Origin of the sequence: Campylobacter concisus, assembly GCF_002913225.1 — a bacterium.
In the GTDB taxonomy this organism is placed as follows: Bacteria; Campylobacterota; Campylobacteria; order Campylobacterales; family Campylobacteraceae; genus Campylobacter_A; species Campylobacter_A concisus_J.
The window spans coordinates 88,705-105,754 of the sequence record NZ_PPAW01000015.1; the positions used below are offsets into that span (position 1 = coordinate 88,705).

The following is a 17,050-nucleotide window of genomic DNA, read 5'->3' on the forward strand; positions in this document are numbered from 1 at the left end:
TAAGGATTTTAAATGTTTGTTTTAGATAGATCAAAATCTAGCCCATTAGTCGAATCAGCCCTTGCAGGCAGAGAGCTACGCCAAAAGCTCATCTCTGGCAACCTTGCAAATGTTGATACACCATTTTACAAGGCTAGAGATATAAGATTTGAAGATGTTTTAAGAGAAAAAGCAAATGAAATTTATAACGTTTCAGAGAGCAAAAAACTAAATTTAGCTAAAACAAACGAAGCGCACATGGCTGCTGTTGATTTTCCAAAAAGCGACACAGCTCAAATTTTCTTGCGTGATGGTCACATGGCTAGAAATGACGCAAATACGGTTGATCTTGATGTTGAGACAACAGAAATGGGCAAAAACACAGTTATGATAAACGCCCTTGATAGCGCCTACAAGGCTCAGAGCAATATCTTTAAAAGCGTAATAGACGTAAGTGCTAAGAACTAGGAGAGATGATGTCATACTTAAATGATTTTGATATTAGCGGATACGGACTAAGCGCGCAACGCTTCAGAATGAACGTCATCAGCTCAAACATCGCAAACGCTCAAACCACAAGAACGGCTGAGGGCGGCCCTTATAGAAGGCAAGAGGTCATTTTTAAAGAGATGAACTTTGATAAAATTTTAAACGATCAACTTAAAAACTCACAAAGTTTGCTTGAGTATGAAAATCCACTCGATGACCCAAGCTCACCCAAAAATGCTCACCCTGCCCTAACTAGCGTGATCGTAGATAAAGTGGTGCGCGATGACAAGGATTTTCAACTAAAATACGACCCTAGCCACCCAGATGCAAATGCAAATGGCTACGTCGCATTTCCAAATATAAACCCAGTCATCGAGATGGCTGACTTGCTCGAGGCGACAAGGGCTTATCAAGCAAATGTAGCGTCATTTCAAAACGCAAAAACAATAGCACAAAGTGCGATATCACTTATTTCAGGACAAGCATAATGATAAATAGTATAAATTTAGATAAGTTAAATAAAAACGAAAATTCAAACAAAATAGCAAAAGCAGGCGAAGAAGGCGGCTTTGAAAACGCATTAAACGACTCTTTAAAAGAGCTGAACAAGGTTCAAATAAACGCCGATAAAGCCATCGCAGACCTTGCAACTGGCGAGGTAAAAGACTTGCACCAAGCAGCTATCGCGATAGGCAAAGCAGAGACTAGCATGAAGCTTATGCTAGAGATTCGCAACAAAGCGCTAAGCGCATACAAAGAAATTTCAAGAACGCAAATTTAAGCCATTGAATGAATTCCAGAAAATCAAAAATAACCATACTTTTTTTATTAATTACTTTTGGAATTTCAATCTTTGTGCTTGTCATATTTTATAGAGCAAGCATCGAGCGAAAGCTTCCTAAGCTTCAAACAAGCGACGTAAATACCGCGATCCGTGGCAACATCGTCACGAAAGACGGCTTTAGCATCTCATCAAGCCAAAAACTCTACAAGGTGATGCTTGACACCAGAAATATCGATCCAAATAAAAAAGAGATGTTTATCAAGCTCTACTCGCTTTATAGCGGTGACGATCCAAACAAAGTAAGAAAGATCATAAACGGCACAAAAGGTCTTGTCACGCTCTCTTACAGCATCGATGCAAAGGGCGCTACTTATCTTCAGGAGCTTTCAAGAAAGCTAAACCGCAAGGGCATTTTGATCTCGTATCTTGACCCAAAAACTGGCCTTGCCTCATTTCAAGGTATGCGCGTGATGGAGAGCGGTCAAAACCGCAAATTTATGTCTAAAGACGCCCTGACACCAGCTATTGGTTACGTGAGTAAAACCGAGAGTGACGCACTTACTAAAAGTAAAGGCGTAAAAGGGCTTGAGAGATACTACGAGGACTACCTAGCTCCGATACAAAACGCCAAAATCCTTGGTCCGCGCGATATTGGCAACAACATAATTTTAACCAGTGATTCAAATTTAGCAACAAGAGTTGATGGCTATAACGCAGTGCTTTCTATACCGCTTAAATTTCAAACCAAACTAGAGCAAATTTTAGATGAAAAACGTGAATTTTTAGATGCAAAAGAGCTAATCATCTGCATAATGAATAGCAAAAATGGCGAAATTCTAGCCCTAGCTTCTAGCTCAAGGTATGATCCATCAAACATAAGAAAGCAAGATTACAGCGCGCTAAATTCTACTGCAAGCGAGTATGCATACGAGGTTGGCTCAGTTTTTAAGCCATTTATCTTCTCCATACTACTTCAAGAAAAAAAGGTAAATCCTTTTGAGCTTGTAAATACCTACAACGGCCGCTATCAGCTAGGCAAAAGGATCATCAAGGACACCCACCCAGAGCCTTTTATGAGCGCTGAAGACATCATCGTGCACAGCTCAAACATCGGCATGATCCAGCTAGTCGATAGGCTAAATGGCCCACAAATTTATCAGGGACTTTTAAATTTTGGCTTTTCAAGAAAGACTGGCATCGACCTGCCATACGAGCAAGTGGGTATGATGCCAACGGTTACGAAGCTAAACTCATCGACCTATAAAGCGACAGTTAGCTACGGATACGGTCTTCAAGCGACATTTATGCAGCTTTTGAAAGCTTATAACACATTTAACAACAAAGGCATCGAGGTGACGCCACACATGGTGGCATATCTTGAGCGAAATGGCAAGCGCTACGATCTGCCAAAAGCAGAGCCAGCTCAGGTCATCTCGCAAGAGACAGCAAAGATAATGAAGAGAATTTTGATAAAAACAGTTGAAAAAGGTACTGGCTTAAAGGCATTTACGCCAGGTCTTGAGATAGGCGGAAAAACTGGCACCGCACACATCGCTTCTGGCAAAGGCGGATATAGCAACACCTATAATGGCTCGTTTTTTGGCTTCGTAAATGACACGAGAGGCAACAGCTACACCATAGGCGTTTTAGCAAGAGACCCTAAAAAGCCTTACTACTACTTTGGTGCGCAAAGTGCGTTGCCGACATTTAAAAAGGCCGTTGATCTAATGGTTGAAGATGGTTATTTGTTTCCAGATCCTAATGTCATAGCTGAGTTTGAAGCTAAAAAAGATAAGCTTAAAAACGATAAAGCAAAGCAAAAACCAGCGTTAGATTAAATTTAATTTCTAAGATAAAAATATTAAATTTCAAATTTAGGGTTTAAAGTAGAAATTTGGATCTAGGCAAGTGGCCTAAATCCAGAATTTATGCAAGTCCAAGTTCATTTAAGACAGAGCTTAAATTTACAGAATTATTTGTATTTTTGCCAAGGCTATTTTGCTTCTCAAGCAGTGTTTGGCTAGTAAGTGCCATGTTTAGCTCTTTGCGGTAGTCACTTAAAATTTTATCCATTATTTTAAGCAACTCATTTTTTTGATCCTGCGTTTTGGTCGGATCATTTATGCTTAAAAGCTCAGTTAGCTCCTCTTTTTTCTGAGCTATTTTCTCTTCTATCTTGTTTGAATTTAGCTCATTTATAAAGCCAGCAGCGCCAATTTCTGTAAGCCTTTTCTTAAACTGCTCAAGCCTATCTGAAACCTTTGCCTCGCTTGTGATCTTATCAAGCGTTAGACTTAAAATTTCATCAAAACTATTTTTTTTATCTTTAGCTTTGCCTGAGCCTGACTGTAACAAATAATCGATAATATCGTTATTTTGAACCTTCATACATCTCCTTTTAAATTTGAGATGCTTTTTATAAGCAAGATTTATTCCTAAAGGCTAAATTCTCTAGCACTTTTTGACTTTTCTAGGATAAAACTAGCAAATTCATCACTAAAATTTGGACACTGAACGACTTTGTAAAAACTAAAGCTTAGCTCTTTAGCAAGCTTGGCATACTCGATAACTAGCTCAAAAATGGTCTCAGAGTTATCTATGCAAAAAGATAGCGGATAGATAAGCGCTTTTTTATTTTCGCACTTTGCCAAAGCCTCGTTTAGTGATGGTTCTAGCCATTTAACTGGGCCAAGACGTGACTGATAAGCAAGGATCACATCTTTAAAATTTAGCCCCTGCTCTTTTAGCATTTTGCCTAAAATTTGCACATGTTCGTTTATGTGTTTTTCGTAGATATCGCCCTTTTCTATGATCTTGCGAGGCAAAGAGTGGGCTGAAAAGATGAGGCTAATATCGCTTATATCGATATCTTTTACCGCTTCACAGATATGAGAGATAATGATCTTATTGTAAGCGTCATCATCATAAAATGGCTCGCAAAGTGAAATTTTAGCTTTAAATTTAAGCTCCTCTTTTGCCTTTTTAAAATCAGCTAAGCTTGAAGTTATCGTAGTTTGTGAGTGATGAGGATAGAGTGGCAAAAGAACTATCTCATCAAATTTTTCATACTTTTTAAGCACATCTTTTACAAATGGCGAAGTGTAGTTCATCGCAAAATCAATCGCGTCAAATTCATTTTGCAAACTTGAAACTTTCTCACAAAGCTTAGCAGTAAGCTCGCAAAGTGGTGACTTTCCGCCTATTTGCTCGTAGTTGTGTTTCGCAGTTTTTAGTCTGCCTTTTGTGATCATGAAAGCTACAAATTTTCTTAAAAATTTATTTTTTATACCCAAAATATATGGGTCATTAAACATATTTGTTAAGAAAATTTCGACATCGTCAAGGCTGTTTGCACCGCCCATATTTAAAAGCAAAAGAGCTTTTTTCATCAAAATAGTTCTCTTATTTTTATAGCGTCATCGATGTTTGAAAGTTCGCTGCTCTCGCCACTTTGGCAAAGATCGTAAAAGGCTTCGTATTGCGCTTTTAGTTCGCTATTATTTGTATCTATCTTCAAATTCATCTGTCCATTTTCGCTCACTTGATGAAGCTTATGATCTATGAGATCGCCAAAATAGACGCCATTTTTTGCATTTACCTCTATCTTAAAGCGCTCCAGTGAGCCACAAAATGAGTCAGTGATATGCACTAGAATTTGATTTTTACTCTTAAAGCTGATCGCCACATTATCGGCACTTTTGGCATTTGTCTTGTTTGTTTGAGTGTAGTAAAAGTCGCTAACTTCTGAATTTATGATGTTTTTAGCTAGGTCGATGTCTGAAACAGAGAGTTCATTTATGATATTTCCATCGCAAAGTGGCTTAAAATGAGCGATAGAAATGCTATAAATTTCCTCTTCTTTTAAAAGTGCCTTTTTTAGCGACAAGATAGTTGGATTAAAACGCTCAGAAATTCCCGTGCAAACCCTAGTTTTATTTGTTTTGGCGGCATATTTTATCTCTTTAAGATCTGCGATACTTTTAAAAACTGGACGTGAGATGAGGATGTTTTGGCAGTATTTTGCGCACTGGCAAAATGCCTCCACCATCTCCTCTCTTGGCGAGCAAAGCACGACTGCTTGAGGCTGGGCAACCTCTATAAATTCTTTAAAATCAGTATAAAAATCAGCTCTGCAAAACTCATCAACATTGTCTTTGTCAAAAATGCCACAAATTTCAAACTCGTTTGAGCGTCTAAGCTCTAAATAATGTTTTTTACCTGTGCTGCAATAGCCGATAATGCCGATTTTTAGCTTCACATTCACCCTTTAAAACTTTAGAAATTTTTAATTATTTTATTTACAAATCGCTTTTAAATAGATAAAACAAGAGATAGTTTTCAAAATATCACTATTTTTTCTCTTTTTAGAATTTCGCAAACGAATTTTGGCTAAAATCAAGCAAAATTTTAAAACTAACGAGGATAAAAATGCAAAATTTAGATATAAGAAAGGCATATCTTGATTTTTTTAAATCAAAAGGTCACGAAGTCGTAGCTTCTGCACCACTCGTGCCAAACGATGCAACACTACTTTTTACAAATGCTGGCATGGTACCATTTAAGAGCATTTTCACAGGCGAAGTGCCACGCCCAACACCACCTATTCGCACTAGCTGTCAGACCTGCATAAGAGCTGGCGGTAAGCACAATGACCTTGATAACGTCGGTTACACAGCGCGCCACCACACATTTTTTGAGATGCTTGGCAACTTTAGCTTTGGCGAATACTTCAAAAAAGAGGCGATCTCTTACGCTTGGGAATTTGTCACAGAGGTGCTAAAACTACCAAAAGATAAGCTTTATGTAACCGTTCACGAAAGCGACGATGAGGCGTTTGAAATTTGGAGCACTCACATCGCAAAAGAGAGAATTTACCGCTTTGGCGACCATGATAACTTCTGGCAAATGGGCGATACTGGACCATGCGGCCCTTGCAGTGAAATTTTTTACGATCAAGGCGCTGAACACTTTAACACACCTGAAGACTACATGGGTGGCGATGGCGATAGATTTTTAGAGATCTGGAACCTCGTTTTCATGCAGTATGAAAGAAGTGCGGACGGCAAACTAAGCCCACTGCCAAAGCCAAGCATCGATACTGGCATGGGGCTTGAGCGCGTTACTGCTATCTTGCAAGGCAAATTTAGCAACTACGACAGCACACTTTTTATGCCGCTCATCAACGAAGTAGCAAAGCTTTGCGGCAAGCCATACGTCTATGAAAGTGGCGCTAGCTACCGCGTCATAAGCGATCACATCCGCTCAGTCACATTTTTGCTAGCTCAAGGCACGACATTTGACAAAGAAGGCCGTGGCTACGTGCTTCGCCGTATCTTACGCCGTGCGATCCGCCATGGATACTTGCTAGGCATAAAAGAGCCATTTATGTATAAGCTTGTCGATAAAGTTTGCGAGCTTATGGGCGGACACTACACCTATCTAAACGATAAAAAAGCGGCTGTAAAAGAGCAGATCAAGCTTGAAGAAGAGAGATTTTTAGCGACTATCGCTAGTGGCTTGGAGCTATTTGAGAGTGAGCTTAAAAATACAAAAGAAATTTTTAGCGGAGAGGCTGCGTTTAAGCTCTATGATACATTTGGCTTCCCACTTGATCTAACGGCTGATATGCTTAGAGAAAAGGGCTTAAAAGTCGATGAGGCAAGGTTTGATGAGCTTATGAGCGAGCAAAAAGCACGCGCAAAAGCTGCTTGGAAAGGCAGTGGCGACAAGAGTGCGAAGGGCGACTTTAAAGAGCTACTTGAGAAATTTGGCGAGAATAAATTTGTAGGTTATGAAGAGCTTAAGAGTAAAAGTAAAATTTTAGCCTTGCTTGATGAAGAATTTAAAAACGTTGATAGCTTAGACGCTGACAAAGAGGGCTGGGTGATGTTTGATATCACTCCATTTTACGCTCAAAGTGGCGGTCAGTGCGGCGATAGCGGCAAGATAGTAGGCAAAGCAAATGTGCTTGGTACTGAGAAATTTCATGGATTAAATTTATCTTTAGTAAAAACTAGCGCGGCGCTAAAAGTTGGCGACGAAGTAGAGCTTGAAGTGGGTAGTGATAGAGCCCAGACTGCGCGACATCACAGCGCTACGCACTTGCTTCACGCAGCCCTTAGAAGCGTGCTTGGCACACACATCGCTCAAGCTGGCTCAAATGTCGAGGCAGATAGGCTAAGATTTGACTTCTCTCATCCAAAGGCGCTTACTAGCGAAGAAATTTCAAAGGTCGAAAACCTTGTAAATGAGTGGATCTTAAACGGCGCAAATGCAAAAACGCAGGTCATGGAGCTTGAAGAGGCCAAAAAAAGCGGAGCGATCGCACTATTTAACGAAAAATATGCCGACAAAGTAAGAGTTGTGAGCTTTGGCGATGTCAGCAAAGAGCTTTGCGGCGGCACACACGTGAAAAATATAGATGAGATCGGATCGTTTTTCATCACAAAAGAGAGTGGCGTAAGCGCTGGCGTTAGGCGTATAGAGGCTGTTTGTTCAAGGGCTGCGCTAAATTTAGCAAGGTCGTTTAGAGCTGAGCTTGAAGAGCTAAAAGATGAGCTAAAAAGCACAGAGCCACTAAATGCCGTTAAGAAACTAAAAGGCGAGATAAAGGGCTTAAAAGATAAGCTAAAAAACGCTAAAAGCTCTGGGGAGTTAGCCTTTACAAATGTAAATGAAACTAAACTTTGTGTGGCACACATCGATGGTGGCGACATAAAAACTTTGATAGATGAGTTTAAAAATGGGCATGAAAAGGCTGCTATTTTGCTGATCCAAACAGATGAAGAGGGTAAAATTTCTCTTGCAGCTGGCGTGAAAAATGCTCCATTAAAAGCTGGCGCTTGGGTTAAATTTGCAGCGCAAATTTTAGGCGGCAATGGCGGCGGCAAAGACGACTTTGCAACAGCTGGCGGCAAAAATGCTCTAGCTATCGAAGATGCCATAAAAAGCTCACTTGAATATGCAAGGCAAGCTTTAGAAAAATGATTCATCAAGAGATCGCTTTTTTTAAATTTGATCAACTAATCATCTTCTTGCACATTAGCTTCGTAGCTCTTTTTATAGGGCTACAAGCTGGTTTGGTGCTTGCTGGAAGCTATTTTATAAAAAATAAATTTGAAGATAAAGAGCGCTATCACATCTTGCTTCACATCATAAGACGCTTTGGACTAGCTATCTTTGCGCTAGTTCTTGGTATCGCGCTAACTAGCCTGATAATAATCTTTTACTTTGATGATGGCAAAATGCAAAATCCGATGGCAAGTGCGATAATAGCGACCAAATGGGCGATAGAGCTATTTTTACTCTTAAATTTAAGCTACATCTTTTATAGATACAAAAAGGCTTTAAAAACTCTAAGATCGCACGAGATGATCGAGCTAAACGAAAGCCTAATCGTCATCATCTACTACTTCACGCCTCTAAATTTACTAGCTTCACTCGCGGCTGTCTATCTTGGCGTGAGCTATAGGGGATTTTGATGATCACTCTTGCTTCTAGCTCGCCAACAAGGGCAAATTTACTAAAAAATGCTGGGATAGAATTTAAACAAATTTCTTGCAGTTTTGATGAGAGCATGATAGCAAAGAGCCTAAAACCAGAAATTTACGTCCAAAACGTCGTAAAAACTAAAAAAGAGCAGTTTTTAAAGGCAAATGGTAAGCTTTTAAATTTACTCTTTGCAGATAGCTGCGTGGCTTGTAGGGATAAAATTTTAGGCAAGGCAAAGGATGAAAACGAGGCACTTGCTATGCTAAATTTACAAAGTGGCAATGAGTGTAGCGTCTATACGGCGATGATATTTTTAGGCGAATTTGAGCTTACAAATGTAAGCAAGACTACATATAAATTTGCTAAATTTAGCGAGCAAGATCTAAAAAGCTACCTAGAAAGTGGCGAGTGGCAGGGCAAGGCCGGAGCCATGACGATAGAAAATTTTAATAAAAAATACATCATCTCCCAGCACGGCGAGACAAGCACGGCAATGGGGCTAAATTTAAAAATATTAAAGGCATTTTTATGAAATATATCTTGGCATTTATCTTTGTAGTTGCCATCGCACTTGGCGGAGCGTTTTTATATTTTTATTCGCAGGTGAGATTTGACGCTTATACCATCATCGACTACAAGCCAAAGCTTGCGACACAAATTTTTGATAGAAACAACGAGCTTATCGCAAATATCTTTGAAGAAAACAGAATTTACGTAAAGTATAACGACATCCCACCACGTGTCATCGAAGCGCTCGTGGCTATCGAGGATACGAGCTACTTTGAGCATGGCGGTATCAACGTAGAAGCCATGGCAAGAGCAGCGATAAAGGATATCAAAGCTAGAAAGCTAGTAGAAGGCGCATCTACGCTAACTCAGCAGCTCATAAAAAACCTAGCCCTAAGCCGCGAGAAGAAATTTACAAGAAAGATAAAAGAGGTTGTGCTTGCTATGAAGCTTGAAAGCGAGCTTAGCAAAGAGGACATCATCGAAAGATACCTAAATCACGTATATTTCGGGCACGGCTACTACGGCATCAAAACAGCTGCGGAGGGATACTTTAGAAAAGAGCTAAATGAGCTAAGCATAAAAGAGATAGCGATGCTAGTTGGCATGCCAAAAGCGCCAAGCACCTATGACCCTACAAAGCACCTTGACCTCTCGCTTAGCCGCGCAAACAGGGTGCTTGAAAGGATGTATAGCATCGGCTGGATAAACGAAGACGAGTACCGCAAGGGCGTGCTTGAAGAGCCAGCAGTCTTTGACGATACGCTCACACGCAACAAAGCCCCTTACGTGGTTGATGAGATCATAAAAGAGGCTTCAAAGAAATTTGACGATATAAAAACTGGCGGCTACAAGATACAAAGCACCGTCGATCTAAACGTGCAAAAGATCGCTCAGGACGCTCTAGTCTATGGCTACAATGAAATTTTAAAAAGAGATAAAAAGGCAAATCCAGAGATGCTAAATGGCGCTATCGTCGTCACTCATCCACAAAGCGGACAAATTTTAGCTCTAATTGGCGGCATCGACTACGCAAAAAGTAGCTACAACCGCGCCACACAAAGCAAGCGCCAGCCAGGATCAAGCTTTAAGCCATTTATCTATCAAATAGCCCTTGATAGCGGCTACTCAGTCGTCTCTCAAGTAGCTGACATCGCTAGGACATTTGATATGGGCAATGGCAAAGAATGGACGCCAAAAAACTATAGCGGCGGCTTTCAGGGTTACATCACGATAAAATCAGCCTTAACCCAGTCTCGCAACCTAGCAACCATAAATTTATTAAACGATCTTGGTCTTAGCTCAGTTCGCAAACAGCTTACGGATATGGGCTTTAACGATATCCCTGAAAATTTATCAATCGCACTTGGTAGCTTTGGAATTTCACCACTTGACTTTGCGAAATTTTACTCGATGTTTCCAAACGATGGCGAAGTGGTCGAGCCTACACTCATTAAGCACATAGAAAATAGCTTTGGCGCGTCGATGGACTATGAGCCTCAAAAGAAGCAGGTGCTAAAACCTGAGCAGGCATTTTTGATGACAACATTGCTTCAAAACGTCGTAAATAACGGCACTGGACGCAACGCCAAGATAAACGGCGTGCAGATCGCTGGTAAAACTGGCACGACAAATAACAACATCGATGCTTGGTTTTGCGGCTACTCGCCTGATATAGAGGCCATCATCTGGTACGGAAACGACGATAACAGCCCTATGAAAAAGGTCGAGGGCGGCGGCAGGACAGCGGCGCCTGTCTTTAAGAAATTTATGGAGGGCTATATCAAGCTCTACCCTACCCTAAGACGTGCGTTTGAGCAGCCTGATGGCGTCTATAAAGGATACTATAACGGTGCTGACGAGTACTACACAAACGACTCACCGTTGCCGCAAAATACGCCAACAAACGACATCATTCAAGATCAAGAAAACGATGGATTATTATTTTAGGAGATAAGATGAAAAATTTAAAAATTTTACTTTGTCTAGTGCTTGCAAGCCTTGCATACGGCGCTGATCTAAACACAGCTAGCAAGAGCGAACTAATGAGCCTTGGGCTAAATAAAAGCCAAGCACTAAATGTTATAAAATATAGAAAAGCTCATAAATTTACAAGCATCGAGGAGCTTGAGAAGGTTCAAGGCATCGGCTTTAACGACATGCAAAAGGTCAAAGAAAAGCTTAGTGTAAAAGATAGCCAAAAGACCAAAAAAGCTGACCCCAAAAAGAAGTCAAAAAGCAAAAAGCTAAAAAGTAAGAAAAAGAAAAAATAGTTTTTCTCTTATAAATTTCTAGCCATTTGCATTTTAACTCTATCATTACGCCGCTGAAAGAATGTGGCTAGAAATGCTAAACATCGACAAAATAAGACATATAAGCTTTTTGTAATTTTTAATTTTATTTGTAGCTTATATGTTTTTCATAAACTATATATTTTTATTCAAGGGCATGTTTTTAGGGTTTTTATCGGGCGACACTTTGTCTTTTCTATACTGCTTTTTGTTCTACTTAGCATATTTTTCTTTTGCTCTTTGCTGGAGTTTTTTGTATTTTGCTTGTGCCATTTTTGCTAAAACCTCTTGCTATCTTTCTCATCATGATTAGCAGCATATCTACTTACTTTATGCAAGCTTATGGCGTCATTATAGATAAAGGCATGCTATTAAATGCCTTGCATATATGTAGTGCTTATAGAGATTAGCTATGGAGTTTTAAAAGTGCACTTAGATCAAGAGCAAAATAACCTTTAGCATTTTGGTAAGTGCAGCCGTAATCTTTGGCACTCATGTCTAAAATTTTTATATCATTTTTTAGAGAGCATAACGCCTCAACCATAAGCGTTTTACTCCCATACTATCCTATCTACTCTGGTATAAGATTAGCAAAGTCTTTGGCGCAAAAACCGCTGCCTTTTACCTACGTGGCAAATGACGCAACGCTTACTAACGATAAAGCGAGAAAATTTTAGCAACCGCGAAGCTAAAGCTCGTGAAAATTTAGTTGATATCATCAATAAACTTGGCATAAAAACATACTTTTTTGGCAACAATAGTGGTGGCTGCGAAAAAAGAGGAGCGGTGGTTTGCGACAACCTTGATCAAAACCACACTTCAGAGCACAAAGCAGAAGGTTTTGATGAAGTGATATTTGATGAGGCAAAAAAGGTCATAAAAGATGCAAATTCCACTACATTTATCGTGCTGCATTTACAAGGCTCACACGGCCATATCTACTACAAAGGCTATCCAAGTAAATTTAAAGAATTTACCCCAACATGCGACACCGCCGAGCTAAACAAATGCACGCCAGATGAGATAGCAAACACCTATGACAACACCATTTTATACGAGGACTATCTGCAAAGCGAGCTAATAAACGCCCTTGAAGCAAAAAAAGATAAATTTGAAGTTGCCATGTTCTTTTTCTCAGATCATGGAGAGAGCCTGGGCGAAAATGGTATATATTTACACGGACTGCCTTACTCCATCGCTCCAGACGAGCAAAAACACATCCCAGCCATCATCTTTTCAAGCGATAGCGAGCTTTTAAAAAGGCTAAAAACTAGAAAAGGCGAAAGTCTTTCGCATGATTTTGTCTTTAGCTCAGTTCTTGGATATTTTGGAGTGAAAACTAAGGCTTATGAGCCAGAATTTGATATTTTTAGGGAGTAAATTTAAAGCCAGCCTAGGCAAAGCCCGAAGCTGGCTCAAATTTACAAGCTGATCTCTTTTATATCAGCTACTTTTAATATCTCGCTATAAATTTGACCGATGATCGCGACGCGGTTATTTCGCACTTTCTCGTTTTCAACGTTTATCATGACTTTGTCAAAAAACTCATCTATCTGCGGCTTTAGTGCAAATAGCGCTTTTAGCCTTGGCTCGTAGGCTAGGCTCTTATCGACCGCTTTAAACGCCTCATTTAAGGCCTTTTCAGCATCTATCTCAAAGAGGCTCTCATCGACCTTGCTAAATTTATCATCTTTTATGATATTTGCAAGGCGCTTAAATGTCGAGAAATTCTCCCTAAAATTTGGCTCGCTTGAAATTTTAGCAAGTGCATCTATCATCTTAGTTAGCTCCAAGATATCTTTCTCTCCGCTTTTTATGCACGCTTTTACGATAGAAGCGTTTGCGTCAAAGAAGGTATAGAGCCTATCAAGGATGAAATTTATAAGCACTTCAACATCAAATTTTTTATACTCTTTTGCGATATCTTCTAAAATTTCTTTTACGTTAAATTTCAGATTGTGCGCCAAAACGATCTTTATTACGCCATTTGCTGCGCGCCTTAGAGCGTATGGATCTTTCGTGCCACTTGGGATTTTGCCGATGCTAAAAAGTCCCATTAGCGTATCAAGCTTATTTGAAAGTGCTACAACCGAGCTAAAGACCTTGCTTGGACACTGCGCCTCCTCGCCGTCTGGCAGATACTGCTCTTTTATAGCTAAAACGACATTTTCATCCTCATTTTTAGCCTTTGCGTAGTAAGCACCCATGACGCCTTGAAGCTCGGTAAATTCATAAACCATCTGTGTTGTAAGGTCAGCCTTGCTTAGCATCACAGCTCGCTCTAGCTTCGCCTCATATTCGCCAGCCTCTTTTTTAAGTAGCTCGTCGTAGTTGCTAGCAAGTTTTTTAGCCACTTTTAACTCTCTAAGCTCTTTTTCGTAGATACTTCCAATCTCTTTTAGATAGGTTATATTTTTTAGTTTTTCTGGACCAAATTCGGCTTTAAGGTCGCTTTGCCAAAAGAACATCGCGTCACTTAGCCTTGCTCTTAGCACCTTTTCGTTGCCCTTGATGATGAGCGAGTAGTCATCTGTAATAGCGTTGCTAACGACCACAAAGCCATTTGCGAGCTTGCCATCTTTAAAGACTGGGAAATAGCGCTGATTTTCTTTCATAGAAGTGATGATGACCTCGCTTGGCACCTCCAAAAACTCCTCTTCAAACGAGCCAAGAATCGCTGTTGGATACTCAGTGATCGCCACGACTTCAGCTAGCAAGTCTCTATCTATCTCGATCTTTAGCCCACTTTTTTGGCTGATCTTTTCAAACTCATCAAGGATTATTTTCTCTCTCTCGTCCGCTTCAAGCACGACGCCACGGCTCTTTGAGCCTTCAAAATACTCTTTTATATTTGAAATTTTTATCTTGTCGTAGCTGATGCTTCTGTGAGGATAGGTAGAGTTGCTGCTCTCTACGCCAAATTTATTAATTTTAATGACCTCATCACCAAGCAAGCACAAAAACGATCTTATCGGGCGGATAAACTCGAACTCGCCATTGCCCCAGCGCATAGACCTGCCAAAGCTAAGGCTCTTTAAAAACTCCTCGACCATGTCGCCCATTATCTTAGCAACCGGCTCGCCCTTCACCTCTTTTTCGTAGTAAAGCACCTCTTTGCCGTCTATCTCTTTAAATTTAAGCTCGCTCTCGCTTATGCCACATTTATTTGCAAAGCTAAGCGCGGCCTTTGTAAAGGCCCCATCTTTTAGCGCTACTTGCTTTGGCGCACCAACGAAACTAGCCACGCTATCTGGCTGAGCCTGCGGGAATTTCTCATGGAAAAAGACCAAACGGCGCGGCGTGTAGTAAAATTTAAACTCGCTTTTGATGTTATATTTTTCAAGCACAGCCTGCCATTTAGCATTGATGTTTGGCAGCTCCCTTAAAAATGGTATCGCTGGAAGCTCCTCGACTCCGATCTCTAGTAACAACTCTTTCATATCTCACTCTTTTTATTAAAATTTTCTCTTTTTTCTCTTATCATCTCTCTTGCTTTCTCCTTCTCTTGCGCCTGCAAAATAACGCCTCTTATCATAAATATCACAAACAAAACAAACACTGCGATCATAAAAATATCTAAAATTTGCACCATCTACTCCACAACGATCTCTTTTTCGTTTTTATAAATTTTTACCCTCGCTCGCTCAAAGCTATACTCGCCATCTTTTAGCCTCTTTTTACTATAAACTCTGATCTTGCCATGTGGCGTATGCAAGTAGCCACTCTCCAGCTTGCCTGAAATTTTAGCGATCACGTCGCCACTTCTAGCCTCACTTAGTTTTGAGCTATCAAGTAAATTTTCACTCACATCTTTTGTGCCATGCTCATTTATGATCTCATAAGAGCTCACTTCAAGCGCCTCTTTGTAAAATTTCACTCGTCTAATCAAAATGTCAAGCTCATCGCCGACGCCGACGCTATTTTTAGGATCAAAAACGTAAATTCCACGGCGATTTTTCGAGATGATAAAGCCATGTTTATCTTTTAAGATGACAACGGCTCTTTCAACTAGCGCTGGCACATCCTCAGGATGCTCAAAAAGCGTGTCAATGTCAGCTTTTTTATAGTTTTGATCCTCTACTTTTTTAGCTTCTTTTTTCAAATTTTCATTCGCAAGCTTGCCACTTTTAGCAGGGCTAGGTTTGGTTGAGATTTTAAATTTAAGCGCAAAGTGATCTGAGTAAAGATCGCTCTTTGCAAAGCCATGCTCATCGACCACAAAGCTTGGCTTAAAGACCTCAAAACTACCATCAACATAGCTTAGATCGCCATTTGCCATAAAGCTAGGCGAGAGCAAAACGTGATCAATGGCTCGCTTTTTGCCATGAACTGCATGAGAGTATCTATCTTTTGGGGCGAGAAAGCTATAAAGATCGTAAAATCCACGAGTTGCAATGATATCGTTTAAGATAGATTTTTGCCCATAAGGTGAGTTAAAATCACCTAAAACAATGGCGTTTTGTTCATCAATAAGAGCCGCTCTTAGCGTCCTTTCGGCCTTTTTTTGCATATTTATGCCATTTTTATAAGCTGGAAAGTGATTAACAAAAACGCTAAATTTCTTACCCTCCACCACAAAAACGACCTTTAAAATGTTTCTAGTTTTTACATTTGGCACTTCAAAAATTTCACTGCCACTTGGCTTTATCTTTGACACAAGAGCTAGTCCGACTGGAGAGTTTTTTGCCTTGCTAAAGGCTATAAATTTATACTCACTGCCATCAACCAAAGCCCTTAAAACCTGCTCGTTTTCAACCTCTTCAAGTGCGATGATGTCGGTATTTATAGCGTCTATGACCTGTTTTGTTCTTTTTAGTTTTGAACTAGCCGCCTCGCAGTCCCATTTTGAAGTGTTAGATTTAAAGTCAGGATATTCGCTACCATCATCCTTGCAGTCAAATAAATTTTGCACATTATAAGTTGCGATGCTTATATCGCTTGCAAACACCATCAAAACGGCAAAAACTAATGCAAAAAGCGCTCTCAAACCTCGCTCCTAAAGTCAAATTTAGAGATGTTTTGTCTGATCGCCTCATACGCGATGATGCCAGCACTCATGGCTAAATTTAAGCTCCTGCCCTCTTTTCCCATCGGGATCGTTACGGCATTTTTAAAATTTATATCCATAAATTCTCTTGGCAGTCCAGTGCTCTCTCCGCCAAAAAATATAAAATCTCCTGGCTCAAATTTAGCGTCGTAGTAAAGCCTATTTGTCTTAGTCGTAGCAAAGAAAAATCGCTCTTTGTGGCTTAAATTTGCCTCCAAAAACTCATCTAGGCTCCCCCAAATTTTTGGATCTAAAATTTTCCAGTAGTCAAGCCCTGCCCGTCTAACCGCCTTTTCGCTCAGATCAAAGACAGTTGGCTTAACGATGTGCAGCTTTAAATTTGCATTTACACACATTCTGCCAATAGCTCCGGTGTTTTGCGGTATCTGAGGATGGACTAGGACTATGTTAAACATAAATTTATTTTTGCCTTAAAAAGTGTTATAAACTGGCTCATTTTAG

19 protein-coding genes are annotated in these 17,050 nt (G+C 40.1%); 12 read left to right on the plus strand and 7 right to left on the minus strand.

Features of this window, described 5'->3' with window-relative positions; all coding sequences use genetic code 11:
* Positions 1–12: 12 nt before the first annotated feature.
* The 4 genes from flgB to CYP26_RS02905 are packed head-to-tail and all read left to right on the plus strand — an operon-like array spanning position 13 to position 3,090.
* On the plus strand, positions 13–447 hold the full coding sequence (flgB, locus tag CYP26_RS02890; RefSeq protein ID WP_103630298.1) for a flagellar basal body rod protein FlgB: 435 nt from the start codon (positions 13–15) through the stop codon (positions 445–447).
* 8 nt (positions 448–455) lie between these two features.
* Positions 456–956 carry a flagellar basal body rod protein FlgC gene (gene flgC, locus CYP26_RS02895; protein ID WP_009294076.1) on the plus strand — a complete coding sequence of 167 codons (501 nt, stop codon included), beginning with the start codon at positions 456–458 and terminating at the stop codon, positions 954–956.
* Positions 956–1,249, plus strand: a complete 294-nt coding sequence (gene fliE / locus CYP26_RS02900) for a flagellar hook-basal body complex protein FliE (protein WP_002941937.1) — start codon at positions 956–958, stop codon at positions 1,247–1,249. The genes flgC and fliE overlap by 1 nt, the downstream gene beginning before the upstream one ends.
* An 8-nt stretch (positions 1,250–1,257) precedes the next feature.
* Positions 1,258–3,090: a peptidoglycan D,D-transpeptidase FtsI family protein gene (locus tag CYP26_RS02905; RefSeq protein ID WP_103630299.1), complete on the plus strand. Its 1,833-nt coding sequence runs from the start codon at positions 1,258–1,260 to the stop codon at positions 3,088–3,090.
* Between the two features lie 88 nt (positions 3,091–3,178).
* On the opposite strand, the gene CYP26_RS02910 is transcribed toward CYP26_RS02905, so the two are convergent.
* The 3 genes from CYP26_RS02910 to CYP26_RS02920 are packed head-to-tail and all read right to left on the minus strand — an operon-like array spanning position 3,179 to position 5,510.
* Positions 3,179–3,640: a response regulator gene (locus CYP26_RS02910; RefSeq protein WP_103630300.1), complete on the minus strand. Its 462-nt coding sequence runs from the start codon at positions 3,638–3,640 to the stop codon at positions 3,179–3,181.
* A gap of 47 nt (positions 3,641–3,687) precedes the next feature.
* Entirely contained in the window at positions 3,688–4,641 is a 954-nt protein-coding gene (hemH, locus tag CYP26_RS02915; protein ID WP_103630301.1) for a ferrochelatase, read from the minus strand.
* Positions 4,641–5,510 carry a Gfo/Idh/MocA family protein gene (locus CYP26_RS02920; RefSeq protein ID WP_009294081.1) on the minus strand — a complete coding sequence of 290 codons (870 nt, stop codon included), beginning with the start codon at positions 5,508–5,510 and terminating at the stop codon, positions 4,641–4,643. Before CYP26_RS02920 ends, hemH begins: the two co-directional genes overlap by 1 nt.
* Positions 5,511–5,680: 170 nt before the next feature.
* Between CYP26_RS02920 and alaS the strand changes: the two genes are divergently transcribed.
* The 8 genes from alaS to CYP26_RS02955 all read left to right on the plus strand — a co-directional run bounded on the left by alaS (position 5,681) and on the right by CYP26_RS02955 (position 12,921).
* Positions 5,681–8,239 carry an alanine--tRNA ligase gene (alaS, locus tag CYP26_RS02925; protein ID WP_103630302.1) on the plus strand — a complete coding sequence of 853 codons (2,559 nt, stop codon included), beginning with the start codon at positions 5,681–5,683 and terminating at the stop codon, positions 8,237–8,239.
* Complete coding sequence (locus tag CYP26_RS02930) at positions 8,236–8,733, plus strand: 3-isopropylmalate dehydratase (protein ID WP_103573022.1); 498 nt, start codon at positions 8,236–8,238, stop codon at positions 8,731–8,733. The genes alaS and CYP26_RS02930 overlap by 4 nt, the downstream gene beginning before the upstream one ends.
* Entirely contained in the window at positions 8,733–9,275 is a 543-nt protein-coding gene (gene maf / locus CYP26_RS02935) for a septum formation inhibitor Maf (protein WP_103630303.1), read from the plus strand. The genes CYP26_RS02930 and maf overlap by 1 nt, the downstream gene beginning before the upstream one ends.
* Positions 9,272–11,200 carry a transglycosylase domain-containing protein gene (locus CYP26_RS02940; protein ID WP_103630304.1) on the plus strand — a complete coding sequence of 643 codons (1,929 nt, stop codon included), beginning with the start codon at positions 9,272–9,274 and terminating at the stop codon, positions 11,198–11,200. Before maf ends, CYP26_RS02940 begins: the two co-directional genes overlap by 4 nt.
* A gap of 8 nt (positions 11,201–11,208) precedes the next feature.
* Positions 11,209–11,523, plus strand: a complete 315-nt coding sequence (locus tag CYP26_RS02945) for a helix-hairpin-helix domain-containing protein (RefSeq protein WP_103630305.1) — start codon at positions 11,209–11,211, stop codon at positions 11,521–11,523.
* 284 nt (positions 11,524–11,807) lie between these two features.
* Positions 11,808–11,951 (plus strand): phosphoethanolamine transferase domain-containing protein, encoded by a 144-nt coding sequence (locus CYP26_RS10665; RefSeq protein WP_181000846.1) that lies wholly within the window; start codon positions 11,808–11,810, stop codon positions 11,949–11,951.
* 84 nt (positions 11,952–12,035) lie between these two features.
* Complete coding sequence (locus tag CYP26_RS10170) at positions 12,036–12,218, plus strand: hypothetical protein (RefSeq protein ID WP_141090078.1); 183 nt, start codon at positions 12,036–12,038, stop codon at positions 12,216–12,218.
* Positions 12,178–12,921, plus strand: a complete 744-nt coding sequence (locus CYP26_RS02955; RefSeq protein ID WP_103630307.1) for a phosphoethanolamine transferase — start codon at positions 12,178–12,180, stop codon at positions 12,919–12,921. Before CYP26_RS10170 ends, CYP26_RS02955 begins: the two co-directional genes overlap by 41 nt.
* Positions 12,922–12,962: 41 nt before the next feature.
* Here CYP26_RS02955 and glyS read toward each other — a convergent pair whose 3' ends face one another.
* The 4 genes from glyS to CYP26_RS02970 are packed head-to-tail and all read right to left on the minus strand — an operon-like array spanning position 12,963 to position 17,004.
* Positions 12,963–14,981 (minus strand): glycine--tRNA ligase subunit beta, encoded by a 2,019-nt coding sequence (gene glyS / locus CYP26_RS02960; RefSeq protein ID WP_103630308.1) that lies wholly within the window; start codon positions 14,979–14,981, stop codon positions 12,963–12,965.
* On the minus strand, positions 14,978–15,130 hold the full coding sequence (locus tag CYP26_RS10235) for a hypothetical protein (RefSeq protein WP_181000847.1): 153 nt from the start codon (positions 15,128–15,130) through the stop codon (positions 14,978–14,980). The genes glyS and CYP26_RS10235 overlap by 4 nt, the downstream gene beginning before the upstream one ends.
* Positions 15,131–15,133: 3 nt before the next feature.
* Positions 15,134–16,528: an endonuclease/exonuclease/phosphatase family protein gene (locus tag CYP26_RS02965; protein WP_103630309.1), complete on the minus strand. Its 1,395-nt coding sequence runs from the start codon at positions 16,526–16,528 to the stop codon at positions 15,134–15,136.
* Positions 16,525–17,004 (minus strand): tRNA (cytidine(34)-2'-O)-methyltransferase, encoded by a 480-nt coding sequence (locus CYP26_RS02970; protein WP_103630310.1) that lies wholly within the window; start codon positions 17,002–17,004, stop codon positions 16,525–16,527. Before CYP26_RS02970 ends, CYP26_RS02965 begins: the two co-directional genes overlap by 4 nt.
* Positions 17,005–17,050 lie beyond the last annotated feature (46 nt).